We start from the raw sequence: 16289 nt of genomic DNA, 5'->3' as shown, positions 1-16289 counted from the left end.
CCGCCCCGGCGCCCTGACTATGAGGCGCCCTCGCTCAGGCGATCTCGTGAGGCGGGGTAGCTCAGTTGGTTAGAGCAGCGGAATCATAATCCGCGTGTCGGGGGTTCAAGTCCCTCCCTCGCTACCAGTTCAAAAACCCCCGGAAGACTTCGGTTTTCCGGGGGTTTTTCCTGTCCGTTTCTCTCGTATCGAGGTCTGCAAGCGGCAGGTCGCTGCGCTGCCCATCCGACCCGTTCGCTCCACGCCTGGTTGACGTTGCCCTTTCATGAAACATATAAAGATACATGAAATGATGGATCGAGAGGAAACTCGGATGGAACAGGATGTGGCGATCATCGGCGGCAGCTTTGCGGGCCTTGCGGCCGCAACCTATCTTGCCCGCGCGCGGCGGCGGGTGGCCGTCATCGACAGCGGTCGGCCGCGGAATCGCTTCGCCGATGCCTCGCACGGCTTCCTGGGACATGACGGCAGCGATCCCGCCCGGATCCTCCGCGATGCGCGGGCGCAGCTTGCCGCCTACCCGACCGCGTCCTTCGTCGAAGGCGAGGCGGCGGATGCGGTGCGGGAGGGTGAGGGCTTCGTGGTGCGCCTGGCCGGGACCGACCGGACCGTGTCGGCCCGGCGCCTGATCCTCGCCTTCGGCCTTAGCGACACGCTTCCCGAATTGCCCGGCTTGCGGGAGCGCTGGGGCAAGAGCGTCATCCATTGCCCCTATTGCCACGGCTATGAATTCGCCGATCGTGAACTCGGCGTGCTCTACCGCGTGCCGATGTCGATCCATCAGGCGCTGCTGGTCGCAGACTGGGGCCCCGTCACCCTCTATCTGAACGGCGCCGGCCCGCTCGACGACGAAAGCGCGGCAAAGCTTGCGGCGCGCGGCGTGCGGGTCGTGCCCGATCCGATCCGCGCGCTGCACGGCCCGAACAGTGCGCTCGAGTCGGTCGAACTCGCCGATGGCAGCCGCCACCCGCTGGAGGCGCTCTACGTCGCCCCGCAATCGACACTCGCCAGCCCGATTGCGCGCAGCCTGGGTTGTGCGATCGAGGACGGGCCGGCGGGCGAGTTGATCGTCACCGATGGCGACAAGCTGACCAGCGTGCCCGGCGTCCATGCCGCGGGCGACATTGCCCGCGCGCCGCACAGCGTGAGCTGGGCGGTCGCCGACGGCGTTACCGCAGGCACCGCCGCGCACCGCGCGCTGGTGTTTGGCTGAGCTCCGGTCGGCGCCGTCAGGGCAGGCGGCGCGCCGACACGATACGCACCGGCTTGGCCAGCATCTCGCCCTTGAAGGTGCCGCCCGGCGCTGTCGGCGCCTCGTTGATCTTGCGGATCACGTCCATCCCCTCGATCACCCGGCCGAACGCGGCATAGCCCAGATTGTCGCCCGGCTTGGTCGGGTCGGCATCCATCGACGGCTGGTCGCCCAGCATGATCGTGAAATCGCCGCGCGCGCTGCCCGGTGCCAGCCGCGCGGTCGAGATCGTCCCGTCGAGATGCTTGATGCCCGTCTGCGTCGTCGGCTCATGCTTGATCGGTGGCAGCACCCGCTTGGGTGCGTTCTGCACGCCGAACTGCACGAAGCCGAAATTCGGCGCGACCCGCACAGTACGATAGAAGACCGTCCCGTCGAGCCGCTTCTGGTCCACATAGCGCAGGAAATTTCCTACGGTGATCGGCGCCTTCTCGCGCTCCAGTTCCAGCACGAAGCGTCCTTCGCTGGTGTCCACTGCCACCTTCACGGTTGCCTGCTTGGGTGTCGCGCTTGACTGCGCAGAAGCGGGTAGTGCGTAGGCCATCGCCATCATCACCCACAATAGCCATCGCATCACGTCATCCTCCCATCGGACGCCCCGAACGGCGCCAGATCCCCCTATCGATCCGTAACGGACGATTACGGGAACGAAATCGTAAGTTGTTTCTTATATCTATTGGCCAGGCAAACAACAAAAGGCTGCTGTTTTAGGAGAGAGGCGCAATGAGAACCTGGACGACCACGCCACGGAAATTCGTCGATCTGGACGAAGACCGGATGCCTCCGGGCGGTGGGCTGATGATTGCACTGGGTATTTCGGTCGCTTTTTGGGGTGCGCTTGCCTGGGTGGTGCTCTGACCCCATGAGCCCCCAAGCCCGGCTTGGTTCCACCACAACTTTTCGACGCCGCGTGCGGCTTTGCTGCGGCGTCGCCCGAACCCATGTTGCTTCCGAAGCCGCCCACACCCTAGATGGCGGCACATGAACTTTCGGAAGACTCGATGACCGCCACCCATTCCACGCGCATGCTGATCCTCGGTTCGGGCCCCGCCGGCCTTTCCGCCGCCATCTATGGCGCGCGCGCCGGGCTCGCGCCGATCGTCGTCCAGGGCATCCAGCCGGGCGGCCAGCTGACCACCACCACCGATGTCGAGAATTATCCCGGATTCCGCGAGGTCATCCAGGGTCCGTGGCTGATGGAGGAGATGCAGGCCCAGGCCGAACATGTCGGCGCGCAGATGATGTGGGACACGATCGTCGAGGTCGATCTCAGCCAGCGGCCGTTCCGCCTGATCGGCGACGGTGGTACCGTGTATCTGGGGGACGTGCTGGTGATCGCCACCGGCGCCCAGGCCAAGTGGCTGGGCATGGACAGCGAGGAAAGCCTGAAGGGCAAGGGCGTCAGCGCCTGCGCCACCTGCGACGGCTTCTTCTATCGCGGCAAGAAGGTCGCGGTCATCGGCGGCGGCAACACCGCGGTCGAGGAGGCCTTGTACCTGACCAACCACAGCCACGACGTCACGCTGATCCACCGCCGCGACAGCCTGCGCGCCGAGAAGATCCTGCAGGAGCGGCTGTTCGCCAATGAGCGGATCAAGGTCCTGTGGAACAAGGAAGTCTCGCGCTTCGTGGGGGAGGGCGATCCGCACGGCCTGGTCTCGATCGAGCTGAAGGACACGGTCACCGGCGAACTGTCCAGCGTCGATGTCGAGGGCGGCTTCGTCGCGATCGGCCACCATCCGGCCACGGAACTGTTCCGCGGCCATGTCGAGCTCGACGAGGATCACTATATCAAGGTCGAGCCGGGCAGCACCCGCACCAATATCCCCGGCGTGTTCGCCTGCGGCGACGTGATGGACAAGGTCTATCGCCAGGCGGTGACCGCCGCCGGCACTGGCTGCATGGCCGCGCTGGACGCCGAGCGCTTCCTGGCCGAGGTCGATTTCGAACAGGTCGCCCAGGCCGCCGAGTAAGGACGCGAGGGGGGCTGCGGCAAAGGCCGCGGCACCCCCGCTTTCGGTTTATCTTACTTCAGGGCCTTGGCCGCTGCGAAGCGGGTGAGCGATCCGAAGCTTTCCAGCATCTCGCCATCGACCTCGTCATCCTCGATCAGGATGCCGAGGCGATCCTCCAGCTCCGTCAGCACGCCGGCGACCGCCATCGAATCCAGTTCGGGCAGCGCGCCGAACAGCGGCGTCGCCTCGGTGAACGCGGCGACGCGCTCGGCGCTGATCCCCAGTACGTCGCGCAATACGGCGCGCACGGTATTCTCGACTTCTGCGATCCCGTCGGGTTGCACGGTCTACCCCCTGATGCGTTTTTTGCCCCCGTTAAGGGTTGGCGGCGGGGATGCCAAGACTATGGTCGCGCGCATGACGTCCCCCGATGCAACGCCCCGGCCGATCGACAGGCTCCCGCTGCGCGGCGATCCCGCTTCGATCGCGCTTCAGGATCGGGCGGGCACGCTGAGCTTTGCCGAGCTTGAGACGCAGGTCGGCCAGCTGGCGCATTGGCTGAGCGCGCAGGGGCTGCAACCCGGCGACCGCGTCGCCAGCTGGCTCCCCAAGACCCGCACCGCCTGCCTGATGCCGCTGGCCGCGCCCCGCGCCGGACTGGTGCATGTGCCGATCAACCCGGTGCTCAAGCGCCATCAGGTCGCGCACATCCTCGCCGATTCCGGCGCACGGTTGCTGCTCACCCAGGCCGGGCGGATCGCGTCGCTCGAGCCCGGCGACGTTCCCGCAGCGACCCAGGTTCATGAGGAGGCCGCGGCGCAGTCGGACGAGGCGCTCGCGCCGTCGTCAGCCGATCCCGGCGATCTGGCGGCAATCCTGTACACCTCGGGATCGACCGGCCGTCCCAAGGGGGTGATGCTCAGCCACGCCAATCTATGGCTAGGCGCCGTCAGCGTGGCCCATTATCTTCGGATCGCGCCCGAAGATCGCGTCCTCGCCGTCCTGCCGCTCAGCTTCGACTATGGCCAGAACCAGCTGCTCTCGACCTGGCATGCGGGCGGGCGGGTGATCCCGCTCGATTATCTGACCGCGCGCGACGTGGTGAAGGCGGTCGACCGGTTCGAGGCGACGACGCTCGCCGGGGTGCCGCCGCTCTGGGTGCAACTGCTCGAAACGGACTGGGGCGACACCGCGAGCCGCCTGCGCCGCCTGACCAATTCGGGCGGCGCGCTGACGCCGCGGTTGGTACGGGCCCTTCGCGACCGTTTTTCACAGGCACGCCTTTGCCCGATGTACGGCCTGACCGAGGCGTTCCGCTCGACCTATCTCGATCCCGATCTGGTCGATGCCCATCCCGACTCGATCGGGCGAGCGATCCCCTTTGCCGAGATCATGGTCGTCCGTCCCGATGGCAGCCGGGCCGCGCCGGACGAACCGGGAGAGCTGGTCCATGCCGGGCCGCTGGTCGCGCAGGGCTATTGGCAGGATCCGGAGCGCACCGCGCACCGCTTTCGCCCGGCGCCGGACTTTGCCGAGAACAGCGGAATGGCGGTGTGGTCGGGCGACACCGTCGTCGCCTCCGCCGACGGGCTGCTGCGCTTCGTCGGCCGCGATGACGAGATGATCAAGTCGGCGGGCAATCGCATCAGCCCGACCGAGATCGAGGAAGCGGTTCTGTCCGGCGGCGAAGTGTCCGAGGCGGCTGCCTTCGGTATCGCCGACGACCGGCTGGGCCAGGCGATCCTGGTCGTCGCCCGCGCCGCCAATGCTGATGCCGCAGCGACCGAAACGGCGCTGCGCGATCGGTTGCGCCGCGATCTTCCCAGCTTCATGCAGCCGGCGCACTATGACTGGCGCGATGCGCTGCCGCGCAATGCCAATGGCAAGCTGGACCGCAGCGCATTGAGGGCCGAGATCGGCCGGGGACACGGATCATGACCACCGCCAAGCCCAGCGGGCCGATTCCTCCCGAATTTGCGCGCCCGTTGCCGGTCGACGCATGGATCGACCGGGCAGGGGGCACCCCGCTGTTCGTTTATGACTTTGCGATCGTGACGGCGCGCATCGCGCGGCTGCGCACCGCGCTGCCGGGCGGGGTGGATCTCCATTATGCGATCAAGGCCAACCCGCTGCCCGAACTGCTGGCGGCGATGGCACCCCTGGTCGACGGGTTCGACATCGCCTCGGTGGGAGAACTCGGCCGCGCACGTGTCGTCATGGCGCCGGACCGCATCAGCTTCGCAGGCCCGGGAAAGCGTGATGACGAGCTGGAAGCTGCCATCCGCGCCGGGGTCACGCTTAACCTCGAATCCGAAGGCGAGGCGGCGAGGGCGCTCGCGATCGCCGATCGTCTCGCGGTCCGGCCCCGGCTCGCCGTGCGGGTCAATCCCGATTTCGAGCTGCGCGGATCGGGCATGCGGATGGGCGGGCGCGCCTCGCCTTTCGGGATCGACGCGGAACGCGTTCCGCCGCTCGTTCGCCGCCTGATTGCCGCAGGCGCCGACTGGCGCGGCTTCCACATCTTCGCCGGTTCGCAATCGCTCGACACCGCCGCCATCGCCGAAACCCAGGCGCAGACCCTCGCGCTGGCCGCCCGCTTGGCAGAGACCGTGGGAGTTGCCCCGCCGCTCGTCAATCTGGGTGGCGGCTTCGGCATTCCCTATTTCGTGGGTGACACGCCGGTCGATGTCGAGACGATCGGGCAGGAGCTGGGCGAGCAGATCGACCGGCGCAATCCGGTCCTGGCCGACAGCCGCTTCGCGATCGAACTCGGCCGCTGGCTGGTGGGCGAGGCAGGGGTCTATCTGACGCGTGTCATCGATCGCAAGCAAAGCGGCGGCGAAACCTTCCTGGTCGTCGACGGCGGCCTCAACCATCATCTCGCTGCCTCGGGCAATTTCGGCACGGTCGTTCGCCGCAACTATCCGGTCGCGGTGGCGAACCGGATGGACGCACCCGCCGACGATGTCGCGACCGTGGTCGGACCGCTCTGCACCCCGCTCGACCGCCTGGCGGACAAGGCCCAGCTCCCACATGCCGAGACCGGCGACGTCATCGCGATCTTCGCCTCGGGTGCCTATGGCCCGACCGCCAGCCCCTCGGCCTTTCTCGGCCATCCGCCCGCGCACGAGCTGCTGATCAACGCCGAGTGAGCGGCAAGGCCGCACCGCTCGGCAGGGACCGGCGCACGCCGACCGGTGCGATTTTCGCCGCGCGGCGAGGTAGCGCGCCGGAGCTTCTGCCGATATTCGGGGCGCGGCGCGCGGGGCGCCATCAATCCTGATCGCATGAGGAGAGCGCACGGATGTGCGGGATCGCGGGCCTTTTCTACCCGAAAACGCCCAAGCCGGTGGACCCGGCGCGCATCGCACAGATGGCGGACGCGATGGTCCATCGCGGCCCCGACGGGTCGGGTGTTTGGACCGGCCCCGGCGTGGGCCTCGGCCATCGCCGCCTCTCGATCATCGACCTGGGCGGCGGTGCCCAGCCGATGGCCAGCCAGGATGGCGGGATCGTCGTCAGCTACGATGGCGAGATCTATAATTTCCAGGAGGTGCGGGTCGAATTGCAGGCGCTCGGCGCGCAGTTCCTGACCAACAGCGATACCGAGGTCCTGCTCCATGGCTGGCGCGCCTGGGGACCGGACCTGCTCGGGCGGCTGAACGGCATGTTCGCCTTCGCCCTCTACGATGGCGCGGCGCGCAGCCTGTTCCTCGCCCGCGACCGGTTCGGGGTGAAGCCGCTCCATTATGCGCAGCTGTCCGATGGCGCGGTCGCCTTCGCCTCTGAGCTGAAGGGCCTGCTCGCCCATCCGTCCTTCCGCCGCACTGCCGATGTCCGCGCGGTCGAGGATTATCTGGGGCTCGGCTATGTCCCCGACGACACCTCGATCCTCGCCGGCGTGTCCAAGCTTCCCGCCGGCCACTTCCTGCTGATCGAGCGCGGCAAGCCCATGCCCCGCCCGGTGCAATGGTGGGACATCGACTTCTCCCAGCGCGCGACCGGCAAGCCCAGGGACCTGGAGGCCGAACTGGTCGATCGCCTGCGCGAGGCGGTGCGCTCGCGCATGATCGCCGACGTGCCGCTGGGCGCCTTCCTGTCGGGCGGGGTCGACAGCTCGGCGGTCGTCGCGCTGATGGCGGAGGCCAGCCGCACCGCGGTCAAGACTGCGACGATCGGCTTCGACGTGGCCGATCATGACGAGACCGCGCACGCCCGCGCCATCGCCGAACGCTTCGCCACCCAGCATCGCAGCCGCACGGTCGCGGCCGATGATTTCGCGCTGATCGACACGCTTGTCGGTGCCTTTGACGAACCCTTTGCCGACGCATCCGCGCTCGCCACCTACCGGATATGCGAGCTCGCGCGCGAGTCGATGACGGTGGCACTGTCGGGCGATGGTGCCGACGAAACCTTCGCCGGCGATCGGCGCTTCCGCTTCTTTGCCGCCGAGGAGCGGATGCGCGGTCTGCTCCCCGAACGGCTGCGCGCCGGCATCTTCGGCACGCTCGGTCGCCATTATCCGAAGGCCGACTGGGCGCCGCGCCCCTTCCGCGCGAAGACCACCCTGCTCGCACTGGCCGAGGGGGGCGAGTACGCCTATCCCAAGGCGGTCGGCGTCACCGGCCCAGAGCTGCGCCAGCGCCTCTACAGCCCCGGCGCGGTCAAGGCGCTGGCGGGCCATAATGCCGAGCAGCGCTACACCGACACGATGCGCACCGCGCCGGCCCGCGACGGGCTCGACCGTGCGCAATATGCCGACATCAAACATTATCTGCCCGGCGACATCCTGACCAAGGTCGACCGCACCAGCATGGCGGTCAGCCTCGAGGCGCGAGAGCCGCTGCTCGACCACCGCCTCGTCCAGTTCGCCGCCACGCTGCCGCCGTCGCTGCGCATCCGCGGCGGGCAGGGCAAGTGGCTGATGAGAAAGGCGCTGGAGCCCTGGCTGCCGCGCGAGACGCTCTACCGGCCCAAAATGGGGTTCGTCACCCCTGTCGCTGCCTGGTTTCGCACCGCGCTGGCGGACGAGGCGGCACGGCTGGGCCGCTCGCGCGTTCTGGAGGGCACCGGCTGGTTCGACCTGTCAGCCATTGCCACACTGGCGGCCGATCACCGGTCCGGGCGGGCCGATCATGGCCGGACCCTGTGGCAGCTGCTGATGCTCGAACGCAGCCTCACCCGGCTGTTTGGATGAAGGACAGGAATGAGACGAGTCTTCGCCCCGCTGATCGCCCTGCTGCCGCTCGCCGCCCACGCCCAGGAGGCGCCGCCCCCGGCCGCAGCACCAGCCTCCGTCGCCGGTGACTATGTTCATTCGCAGCGCGAACTGATCGCGGGCCTGCGGCTGAAACCCGATGGCAGCTTCGAATATGCGCTGACCGTGGGCTCGCTCGACGAGCGCGCCAGCGGCCGCTGGGAAGTCGAAGGCAACCGCCTCCGCCTGACCAGCGACCCCCGACCCGTTGCGCCGACGGTCACCCCGTCGCGGATCGACGCCAATCCCGGCAACCCCTTCGCGATCCGCGTCGTCAGCCCGACGGGCAGGGACCTGCCGGGCGTCGACATGCTCGTCGAGTTCGACAGCGGCGATCCGCTCGACACCTATACGCCGGGCGGTCCCTGGACCGTGCCCGACGAGGAGCGGCGCACGCCCCGCTTCGTTACCTTCGCCATGCGCTCCTACCGCCTGCAGTCTGCGCGCCTCCCGCTCGACCCGAAGCCCGGCACTACTGCCGTCTTCCTCCTGACCCCGAACGACTTCGGCGTCGCCGACTTCACCGGCGTCGAGGGCGTGATCGAGGGCGACGCGATAACGCTTCAGCGGAACGAGGGCAGCATGCGCTTCCGCCGCGTCCAGCCCGATTCGGACGGCGATTGATCGTCGCGCACGGCACCGCCGAAACGAATCCGAAACGACCGCGGAGCCACTGACCCCGTGGCGAGTTATGGGGGCATGTCAGCCGATCCGCTCCCGCGCGAAGCCGTCCTTGTCGTCAACGCGCATTCGCGCAAGGGCGAGGCGCTGTTCGCCGATGCCGAGGGGAAACTGAAACGGGCGGGCATCACCCTGCTTGCCGCGCATCCGGTCGAGGATCCGGACCGGATGGAGGATACGGTGCGCGATGCCGTGCGCAGCGGCGCGCCGATGGTCATCGTCGGCGGCGGCGACGGATCGCTTGCCAGCACGGTCGATGCGCTGGTCGGGACCGACTGCGTGTTCGGCGTGCTGCCGCTGGGCACCGCAAACAGCTTCGCCCGCACGCTCGGCCTCCCGCTCGAACTCGACGGTGCGATCGACGCGATCGCCAACGGCGTGCGCCGCCGCGTCGATCTCGGCATGATCGATCACGATTATTTCGTGAACGGCGCCTCGCTCGGCCTCTCCCCGATCATCGGCGACACGATCCCCGCGGGACTGAAGCGCTGGCTGGGCAGGGCGGGCTATCTGCTCTGGGCGGTCAAGAGCTCGGCCAATTTCCGCCCGTTCCGCTTGATCCTCGAATGTGACGGGGAAAGCGAAAAGCTCTGGGCGACCGAGGTTCGCATCCTCAATGGCTCGCATCATGGCGGCGTCGAGCTGTCCGATGACGCTGCGATCGACAGCGGCGAGTTGCTGGTCCAGGTCGTTACCGGGACCAGTCGCGTGAAGCTCGGGCTCGACTGGTATGCCAAGTTCTTCCGCCTGCGCGACCGCGACGCGCGCACCCGCGAATTCCGCGGCAGCGACTTCACCCTGAAGACCCGGCCGAGACAACGCGTCTCGATCGACGGCGAGGTGCTCGCGCAGACGCCGATCCGGGCAAGGGTCGCCCCGGGCGCCGTCCAGGTCGCGGTCCCGGCAGACTCAGTCTGATCCGTGCGATCGGCCCGATTGAACCCTGGGCGTTCGGGGCCGTTGTCCCTCTGCAACCCCGACGATGGGCTCATCCGGCGCGACGAGAGGATCATCCATGAAACCCCTGTTCCTGCTGGCGTCCGCCGGCCTGACCCTGCTGCTCTACAGCGCGCCGGCTTCCGCCCAATATGCGCCGGTCGATACGACGCCGATGGGTCAGACGGCCACCGGCGTGACCGCGAACAAGCTGTCGGGCGACATTGCGCGGGGCGAGACGCGGTCGCGGTCGGTTTCCAGCCGATGCCTTGCCGACTCCGGACCCGGCCCCGAACGCCGCGCGATGGAGGCGGAATATTCAAGGCGGCTGAGGGGCGAGGGGCGGGCCGCTGCCGATGCCTGGCGCGAGCAGACCGGACGCCAGTATCGCGCCAGGCTGGTCGCACAGGGCAAGTGCAAGCCCGCCCGCTGACAGACCCGAGCGCAGGAGGCACCCATCGCCGCACCCGCTAAAGACCCCATTGGCGACGAGATAACCGCGGCCGCGCCCGACGCGCTGATCGAAAAGGCGCTGACGCCCTGGTCGTCGATGCTCGTCCTCGCGCTGCTCGCCGGCGCATTCATCGCCTTCGGCTCGGTCGCCTTCCTGGTGGTCCAGGCAGGTGCCGCCGAACCCGACGGACCCGTCCAGCTCCTTACCGGTGCTGCCTTTTCCGTCGGACTGATCCTGACCCCGGTCACCGGCGCTGAATTATTCACCGGCAACACGCTGTTCGTCCTGGCGGTTCGGCAGGGCAGGCTCGGCGTTGCCCGGATGCTCGGTGCCTGGTCGCTGGTCTGGGTCGGAAACCTGATCGGCAGCGTCGCGATCGCCGGGCTGTTCGTGGCGGCTGGCGGCGGGGATGCGGTCGATGGTCTCGTCGCCCAGGCGGCGGTCGATGTCGCCGCGACCAAGGTCGACAAGGGCGTTACCGCAATGATCGCTTCGGGCATCCTCGCCAACATGCTCGTGTGCCTCGCGGTGTGGGGCGCGATGGGCGCGCGGTCGATCTCGTCGCGGGTGCTCGCCATCGTCGGGCCGGTCACTGTCTTCGTGGCGGCGGGGTTCGAACATTCGATCGCCAACCAGTCGCTCCTGCCGATCGGCTGGCTGCTCCAGCCTTCGGACGGCACGTCGGTCGACCTGGCCGGGATCGCCCGCAACCTCGCGCTCAGCACCATCGGCAACATCATCGGCGGCGCGCTGATCGCGCTCGCCTTCGGCCATGCGCACCGCGATGCGATCTCGCAGGACGCCTGACGCATCTTCGATTGCCATCCAACTTCCGGCGCGGCACTGATCGACGACAAGGGAGAGCAGGATGCGGGTTGCGGCGATGACGATGCTGCTGGCGGTGCCAGCCTATGCGCAGGATCCGCCGCTCGAGCCGCCGCCGGAGCGCACGCGCGCCTCAGCGCCCGATGGCTGGAGCGTCACGATCGGCGCGGCGCCGGTCCTGACGCCGGCGTGGCAGGGATCGAAGGACGTTTCGCTCTCGATCTTCCCCGACCTGCGCATCGCTTATGGCGACATCCTGTTCGCCTCGGTGCCCGAGGGGATCGGCTGGAACGCCATCCGCGGCGATGGCTGGCGGGTCGGCCCGGTAGTCAAGCTCCGCTTCGGCCGCAACGAACGCAATGGCGGCTCGCCCTTCCTCATCACAGGCGGTAGCGACGCGCTGCTCGGCATGGGCGATGTCAAGGCGGCGGGCGAAGTCGGCGGCTTTGTCGAAAAGGCGTTCGGCCCGCGCGGCCAGGTTCGCCTCAAGGCCGAATTGCGCCAGGGCTTTGGCGGGCATCAGGGCGCGCTCGCCGATGTCTCGGCCAGCTATCGCACCCGCGTCGGCCGCACGATCCTCTCGGCCGGCCCCCGCGCGACCGCGGCGACCAGCGACTTCATGCGAACCTATTTCGGCATCGACGCGGGCCAGTCGGCGCGAACCGGCCTCGACCGCTATGATCCTGACGGCGGCCTGCTCTCCTGGGGCGTCGGCGGCACCGTCGTTCGTCCGCTCGACCGCCGCAGCGCGATCACCCTGTTCACCAGCCTCGACCGCCTCGCCGGCCCCGCCGCCGACTCCCCCCTGATCCGCGAACGCGGTCAGCCGACGCAGTTCACGCTCGGCATCAGCTACGGCTTCCGCTTCGGCCTTTAGAGGTGCCCGACAACCATCCGACACGTCGGCGCCGGCGAGCAACGGCGATGCGCGGACTGTTCGCGTATCAATCAGATCGGGAGGGGGCGGGCATGGGCAGCGATACCGCCCACACCGTCGCCCAGGAGCAAGCCACGGGACAAACCTGCCGTCACCCCGGCTGAAATGCCGGGGTCCACCCATCCTCCATCCCGGACCCTCGGCAGTACCGTCCAATGCCCAGTGCGTCCGCAAGCCGCCAGCGCCCAACCCTGCTGTAGGATGTGCTACGGCCGGGGTGACGCGACAGGAGGCCCCACCGTCGCAGCCGAAAACCGCGGCGCCGGGGCCGGCTGGACGACACCCTCGCGCTCGATGAACGCCCCTCGCGCCACATTGTGCGGATGCTCCGGCGCCTCCGCCATCGACAATACCGGCGCGAAGCAGATGTCGGTTCCCTCCATCGCCGCGCACCATTCGTCGCGGGTCCGGGTGCGGAATATCGCCGCCAGTTTCGCCTTCAGCGCCGGCCACGCCGCCGGGTTGAACTGCGCATCGAACTCCCGATCCTCGGCCAGCCCGGTCGCGGCGCGGAGCTGCGCATAGAATTGCGGCTCGATCGCGCCGATCGCCACATAGCCGCCGTCGGCGGTCTCATAGGTGTCGTAGAAATGCGATCCCGTATCGATCAGATTGGTCCCGCGCGCCTCGCGCCAGCCCATGGTCTCGCGAAAGCCCCAGATCATGCTGGCCAGCAGGGCCGACCCTTCGGTCATCGCGCAATCGACCACCGTTCCCTGGCCGGTCGCTTTTGCCTGCAACAGCCCGGCCAGCATCCCGAACGCCAGCATCATCGCCCCGCCGCCGAAATCGCCGACCAGGTTGATCGGCGGGGTCGGCTTCTCGCTCGCGCGGCCCAGCGCGTGGAGCGTGCCCGATAGCGCGATATAGTTGATGTCGTGCCCCGCGGCCTGCGCCAGCGGACCGGTCTGCCCCCATCCGGTCATCCGGCCATAGACCAGCCGCGGATTGTCAGTGTGCAGGACGTCCGGACCCAGGCCCAGCCGCTCCATCACCCCCGGGCGAAACCCCTCGATCAGCCCGTCCGCCTCGCGCACGAGGGCGCGCACCCGCGCCACGCCCTCGGGCGTCTTCAGGTCGGCCTCGACCGGCGTCCGCCCGCGCAGCAGCGGGTCGCGCGGGTTGGGCGCTGCGCCGGCGCGGTGGACATAGACGACCTCCGCGCCGTGATCGGCCAGCATCATCCCGCAAAAGGGGGCAGGGCCGATCGCCGCCAGCTCGACGATGCGCAGCCCGGAAAGCGGCCCCGTCACGGCGTCAGCGCGGCGCCATGCGGATGCCGCCGTCCAGCCGGACATCCTCGCCGTTGAAATAGCTGTTCTCGATCATGCACAAAGCCAGCCGCGCATATTCCTCGGGTCGGCCCAGCCTTTTGGGGAAGGGGACCGACGCCGCCAGCGCATCCTTCACCGGCTGAGGTGCCGCGTTGAGCAGCGGCGTGTCGAAAATGCCCGGCAGGATGGTGTTCACCCGGATGCCGTCGCCCATCAGGTCGCGCGCGATCGGCAGCGTCATGCCGACCACGCCGGCCTTCGAGGCTGAATAGGCGGCCTGGCCGATCTGCCCATCCTCCGCCGCGACCGAGGCGGTGTTGATGATCGCGCCGCGCTCGCCCTCGTCCAGCGGATCCAGCGTCAGCATCCCCGCCGCCGACTTGGCGATGCAGCGGAAGGTGCCGACCAGGTTGATCTGGACCAGCCAGTTGAACGCCTCGAGCGAGAAATGCTTGATGCTGCCATCTTCCTTCGATCGGCTGGCGGTCTTCATCGCATTGCCGGTTCCGGCGCAATTGACCAGGACCCGTTCCTGGCCATGCGCCTCGCGCGCCCGGGCGAACCCGGCATCCACGCTCTCGTCCGACGTCACGTTGACCGAGCAGAAGATGCCGCCGATCTCCGCGGCGAGCGCCTCGCCCTTTTCCTCCTGCAGGTCGAAGATCGCGACCTTCACGCCCTGCGCGGCCAGCGCCCGCGCGGTCGCCGCGCCCAGTCCCGATGCGCCGCCGGTCACGACCGCGGCAACCGTATTGTCCAGTTTCATGTGTTTCCCCTGTCAGAGCCGCTCGATGATCGTGACGTTGGCGATGCCGCCCCCCTCGCACATCGTCTGCAATCCATAGCGTTTGCCGCGCCGGTGCAGCGCATGGACCAGGGTCGCCATCAGCTTCGTGCCCGACGCGCCCAGCGGATGGCCCAGCGCGATCGCGCCGCCATTGACGTTCATCCGCCCCGGATCGGCACCGACATGCTTGGCCCAGGCCAGCGGCACGGATGCGAATGCCTCGTTCACTTCGTACAGGTCGATCTCGTCGATCGACAGCCCGGCGCGCTTCAGCGCCCGCTCGGTCGCGAACAGCGGTTCTTCCAGCATGATGACCGGGTCGCCGCCGCTGACGGCCAGAGTGTGGATGCGGGCGAGGGGAGTGAGCCCGTGCGCCTTCAGCGCCGCCTCGGAGACGACCAGCACGCCGCTGGCGCCGTCGCAGATCTGGCTGGCATTGGCCGCGCTGATCATCCCGCCCTCGGCCAAAAGCTTGACCGACCCGATGCTCTCCATCGTCGCATCGGCGCGAATGCCTTCGTCGCGGTCGTGGATCGCCGGGCCGTCGGGAGTCTCGATCTCCAGCGCGACGATCTCGCGCGCAAAGTCGCCGCGCTCGGTCGCGGCGGCGGCGCGGCGATGGCTCTCCAGCGCATAGGCGTCCAGATCGTGACGGGTGAAGCCATGTTTGCGCGCCATCATCTCGGCGCCCATGAACTGGCTGAACTGGACGCCGGGATAGCGGGCCTCCTGACGCGGCGACTTGGCCTTGCCCAGGCCCGCCTGCGCGAACAATGCGCCGGTCGATCCCATCGGCACCCGGGTCATCGACTCCACGCCCGCCGCGATCACCACGTCCTGCGTGCCCGACATCACCGCCTGCGCCGCAAACTGGATCGCCTGTTGCGAGCTGCCGCACTGGCGGTCGATCGTCACCGCCGGCACGCTCTCGGGCAGGCGCGAGGCGAGCACGGCGCCGCGCCCGACCTGAAATCCCTGTTCGCCGCCCTGGCTGACGCAGCCCATCACGACGTCGTCGATCGCCGATGGATCGATGCCGGTGCGGTCGACCAGCTGGTTGAGCACTTCGCCCGCCATGTCCGCGGGATGCCACCCCGCCAGCCTGCCGCCACGCCGTCCTCCGGCGGTCCGTACGGCCTCCACGATATAGGCGGTGGGTGCTGCCATCATCCTCTCCTTCCGATTTTTGAAGGCAGGTTATCAGGCCGTCAGGTCGGTTTCAATCACGTACCGAATTTCACTATTTGCGATAATGGATTGAAATCATGTGATTTCATATTTTCGAGATCGAGCGTTCCAGTCCGGATCGGAGGTTATCCACCGAAAGTTTCGGCTGGCCGGTATGGCTGCTGGACAGGAATCGCGGCCGCTGGCTATCGCCCCGCGCATGGCAGTCATCGCAACCATCATGAACTCGACCACCGGCCAGCCCATCCAGAAGATGACGTTCGGCCGCATGCCCAAACCCTGGGCCTCGTTCAACCTCGCCACCGGCGAACTCGTCACCGCCGACCGCGTCGACGTGGGCAAACCGGCTCCCGGCAAGGTGGTCGTCCCCGTCTCGGTCTGGGTCACGCCCAAGGGCTGAAGCCCCGCGACTCCCGTCACCCCGGCTGAAATGCCGGGGTCCACCCATCCTCCATCCCGAACCGGCAGGGCAATCGCGCCGTTCGCCCAGCAGGTCTGCAAACCGCACGTACGGATGCGCCGCCCGGTGGATCCCGGCACTGCTGCTGGGATGACGACGGGAGCGGGACGACGGTGGCGCGCTACATCAGCGGATAATGAATGCGCGCAGAGACGCAGAGACGCGGAGAGGTTGCGTGCGGTTTGGCCGAGCGTGTTCCGAAGTGGGCCTGAGGGCTCGCTGACGCGAGCGGGCGCAATCAAGCCCACCCTCTCTGCGCCTCCGCGTCTCTGCGCGAATATCT

Annotated in this window: 17 protein-coding genes and 1 tRNA gene; 13 read left to right on the top strand and 5 right to left on the bottom strand. The window is 68.2% G+C overall.

Features of this window, described 5'->3' with window-relative positions; all coding sequences use genetic code 11:
- Positions 1–50 precede the first annotated feature (50 nt).
- Positions 51–127: transfer RNA gene (locus ACZ1H8_RS01450), tRNA-Met, on the top strand.
- A 186-nt stretch (positions 128–313) separates the two neighbouring features.
- A complete protein-coding gene (locus tag ACZ1H8_RS01445) occupies positions 314–1213 on the top strand; it encodes an NAD(P)/FAD-dependent oxidoreductase (RefSeq protein ID WP_465179625.1) in 900 nt (299 codons plus the stop codon).
- 16 nt (positions 1214–1229) lie between these two features.
- On the opposite strand, the gene ACZ1H8_RS01440 is transcribed toward ACZ1H8_RS01445, so the two are convergent.
- Entirely contained in the window at positions 1230–1805 is a 576-nt protein-coding gene (locus ACZ1H8_RS01440) for a peptidylprolyl isomerase (RefSeq protein WP_465181313.1), read from the bottom strand.
- A 170-nt stretch (positions 1806–1975) separates the two neighbouring features.
- Between ACZ1H8_RS01440 and ACZ1H8_RS01435 the strand changes: the two genes are divergently transcribed.
- Entirely contained in the window at positions 1976–2110 is a 135-nt protein-coding gene (locus tag ACZ1H8_RS01435) for a hypothetical protein (protein WP_465179624.1), read from the top strand.
- A gap of 143 nt (positions 2111–2253) precedes the next feature.
- Entirely contained in the window at positions 2254–3225 is a 972-nt protein-coding gene (gene trxB, locus ACZ1H8_RS01430) for a thioredoxin-disulfide reductase (RefSeq protein WP_465179623.1), read from the top strand.
- 53 nt (positions 3226–3278) lie between these two features.
- On the opposite strand, the gene ACZ1H8_RS01425 is transcribed toward trxB, so the two are convergent.
- Positions 3279–3551: an acyl carrier protein gene (locus ACZ1H8_RS01425; protein WP_465179622.1), complete on the bottom strand. Its 273-nt coding sequence runs from the start codon at positions 3549–3551 to the stop codon at positions 3279–3281.
- Positions 3552–3624: 73 nt separating this feature from the next.
- On the opposite strand from ACZ1H8_RS01425, the gene ACZ1H8_RS01420 reads away from it, so the two are divergent.
- From ACZ1H8_RS01420 to ACZ1H8_RS01385, 8 genes are all read left to right on the top strand, one after another.
- Entirely contained in the window at positions 3625–5145 is a 1521-nt protein-coding gene (locus ACZ1H8_RS01420; RefSeq protein WP_465179621.1) for an acyl-CoA ligase (AMP-forming), exosortase A system-associated, read from the top strand.
- A complete protein-coding gene (locus tag ACZ1H8_RS01415) occupies positions 5142–6359 on the top strand; it encodes a pyridoxal-dependent decarboxylase, exosortase A system-associated (protein ID WP_465179619.1) in 1218 nt (405 codons plus the stop codon). The genes ACZ1H8_RS01420 and ACZ1H8_RS01415 overlap by 4 nt, the downstream gene beginning before the upstream one ends.
- A 152-nt stretch (positions 6360–6511) precedes the next feature.
- On the top strand, positions 6512–8404 hold the full coding sequence (locus tag ACZ1H8_RS01410) for an XrtA/PEP-CTERM system amidotransferase (protein ID WP_465179618.1): 1893 nt from the start codon (positions 6512–6514) through the stop codon (positions 8402–8404).
- 9 nt (positions 8405–8413) lie between these two features.
- Positions 8414–9088 (top strand): hypothetical protein, encoded by a 675-nt coding sequence (locus ACZ1H8_RS01405; RefSeq protein ID WP_465179617.1) that lies wholly within the window; start codon positions 8414–8416, stop codon positions 9086–9088.
- Between the two features lie 75 nt (positions 9089–9163).
- Positions 9164–10063 carry a diacylglycerol/lipid kinase family protein gene (locus ACZ1H8_RS01400; RefSeq protein ID WP_465179616.1) on the top strand — a complete coding sequence of 300 codons (900 nt, stop codon included), beginning with the start codon at positions 9164–9166 and terminating at the stop codon, positions 10061–10063.
- Positions 10064–10160: 97 nt separating this feature from the next.
- Positions 10161–10514, top strand: a complete 354-nt coding sequence (locus tag ACZ1H8_RS01395; protein WP_465179615.1) for a hypothetical protein — start codon at positions 10161–10163, stop codon at positions 10512–10514.
- 117 nt (positions 10515–10631) lie between these two features.
- Complete coding sequence (locus tag ACZ1H8_RS01390) at positions 10632–11342, top strand: formate/nitrite transporter family protein (protein ID WP_465179614.1); 711 nt, start codon at positions 10632–10634, stop codon at positions 11340–11342.
- Between the two features lie 61 nt (positions 11343–11403).
- Positions 11404–12237, top strand: coding sequence for a MipA/OmpV family protein (locus tag ACZ1H8_RS01385; RefSeq protein WP_465179613.1), 834 nt, complete (start codon positions 11404–11406; stop codon positions 12235–12237).
- 266 nt (positions 12238–12503) lie between these two features.
- On the opposite strand, the gene ACZ1H8_RS01380 is transcribed toward ACZ1H8_RS01385, so the two are convergent.
- Genes ACZ1H8_RS01380 through ACZ1H8_RS01370 form a run of 3 tightly spaced genes read right to left on the bottom strand, consistent with a single transcriptional unit; the run spans position 12504 to position 15525 of the window.
- Positions 12504–13550 carry a CaiB/BaiF CoA transferase family protein gene (locus tag ACZ1H8_RS01380; RefSeq protein WP_465179612.1) on the bottom strand — a complete coding sequence of 349 codons (1047 nt, stop codon included), beginning with the start codon at positions 13548–13550 and terminating at the stop codon, positions 12504–12506.
- Between the two features lie 4 nt (positions 13551–13554).
- Positions 13555–14337, bottom strand: a complete 783-nt coding sequence (locus ACZ1H8_RS01375) for an SDR family NAD(P)-dependent oxidoreductase (RefSeq protein WP_465179611.1) — start codon at positions 14335–14337, stop codon at positions 13555–13557.
- A gap of 12 nt (positions 14338–14349) precedes the next feature.
- Positions 14350–15525, bottom strand: a complete 1176-nt coding sequence (locus ACZ1H8_RS01370) for an acetyl-CoA C-acetyltransferase (protein ID WP_465179609.1) — start codon at positions 15523–15525, stop codon at positions 14350–14352.
- 220 nt (positions 15526–15745) lie between these two features.
- On the opposite strand from ACZ1H8_RS01370, the gene ACZ1H8_RS01365 reads away from it, so the two are divergent.
- Positions 15746–15946: a hypothetical protein gene (locus tag ACZ1H8_RS01365; RefSeq protein WP_110151000.1), complete on the top strand. Its 201-nt coding sequence runs from the start codon at positions 15746–15748 to the stop codon at positions 15944–15946.
- The last annotated feature ends 343 nt before the right edge of the window (positions 15947–16289 follow it).

It is taken from the genome of Sphingomonas sp. BL-S-25 (genome assembly GCF_055521555.1).
Note: the sequence above shows the minus strand (reverse complement) of the source record. Positions and strands in the feature narration are given on the sequence as shown.

What these genes read in the sequence shown, in the direction of transcription:
- ACZ1H8_RS01400 (WP_465179616.1), top strand. Translation starts at nt 9,164, where the DNA reads ATGTCAGCCGATCCGCTCCCGCGCGAAGCCGTCCTTGTCGTCAACGCG.
- ACZ1H8_RS01385 (WP_465179613.1), top strand. Translation starts at nt 11,404, where the DNA reads ATGCGGGTTGCGGCGATGACGATGCTGCTGGCGGTGCCAGCCTATGCG.
- ACZ1H8_RS01415 (WP_465179619.1), top strand. Translation starts at nt 5,142, where the DNA reads ATGACCACCGCCAAGCCCAGCGGGCCGATTCCTCCCGAATTTGCGCGC.
- ACZ1H8_RS01370 (WP_465179609.1), bottom strand. Translation starts at nt 15,525, where the DNA reads ATGGCAGCACCCACCGCCTATATCGTGGAGGCCGTACGGACCGCCGGA.
- ACZ1H8_RS01395 (WP_465179615.1), top strand. Translation starts at nt 10,161, where the DNA reads ATGAAACCCCTGTTCCTGCTGGCGTCCGCCGGCCTGACCCTGCTGCTC.
- ACZ1H8_RS01420 (WP_465179621.1), top strand. Translation starts at nt 3,625, where the DNA reads ATGACGTCCCCCGATGCAACGCCCCGGCCGATCGACAGGCTCCCGCTG.
- ACZ1H8_RS01435 (WP_465179624.1), top strand. Translation starts at nt 1,976, where the DNA reads ATGAGAACCTGGACGACCACGCCACGGAAATTCGTCGATCTGGACGAA.
- ACZ1H8_RS01440 (WP_465181313.1), bottom strand. Translation starts at nt 1,805, where the DNA reads ATGATGGCGATGGCCTACGCACTACCCGCTTCTGCGCAGTCAAGCGCG.
- ACZ1H8_RS01405 (WP_465179617.1), top strand. Translation starts at nt 8,414, where the DNA reads ATGAGACGAGTCTTCGCCCCGCTGATCGCCCTGCTGCCGCTCGCCGCC.
- ACZ1H8_RS01410 (WP_465179618.1), top strand. Translation starts at nt 6,512, where the DNA reads ATGTGCGGGATCGCGGGCCTTTTCTACCCGAAAACGCCCAAGCCGGTG.
- trxB (WP_465179623.1), top strand. Translation starts at nt 2,254, where the DNA reads ATGACCGCCACCCATTCCACGCGCATGCTGATCCTCGGTTCGGGCCCC.
- ACZ1H8_RS01365 (WP_110151000.1), top strand. Translation starts at nt 15,746, where the DNA reads ATGGCAGTCATCGCAACCATCATGAACTCGACCACCGGCCAGCCCATC.
- ACZ1H8_RS01375 (WP_465179611.1), bottom strand. Translation starts at nt 14,337, where the DNA reads ATGAAACTGGACAATACGGTTGCCGCGGTCGTGACCGGCGGCGCATCG.
- ACZ1H8_RS01445 (WP_465179625.1), top strand. Translation starts at nt 314, where the DNA reads ATGGAACAGGATGTGGCGATCATCGGCGGCAGCTTTGCGGGCCTTGCG.
- ACZ1H8_RS01390 (WP_465179614.1), top strand. Translation starts at nt 10,632, where the DNA reads ATGCTCGTCCTCGCGCTGCTCGCCGGCGCATTCATCGCCTTCGGCTCG.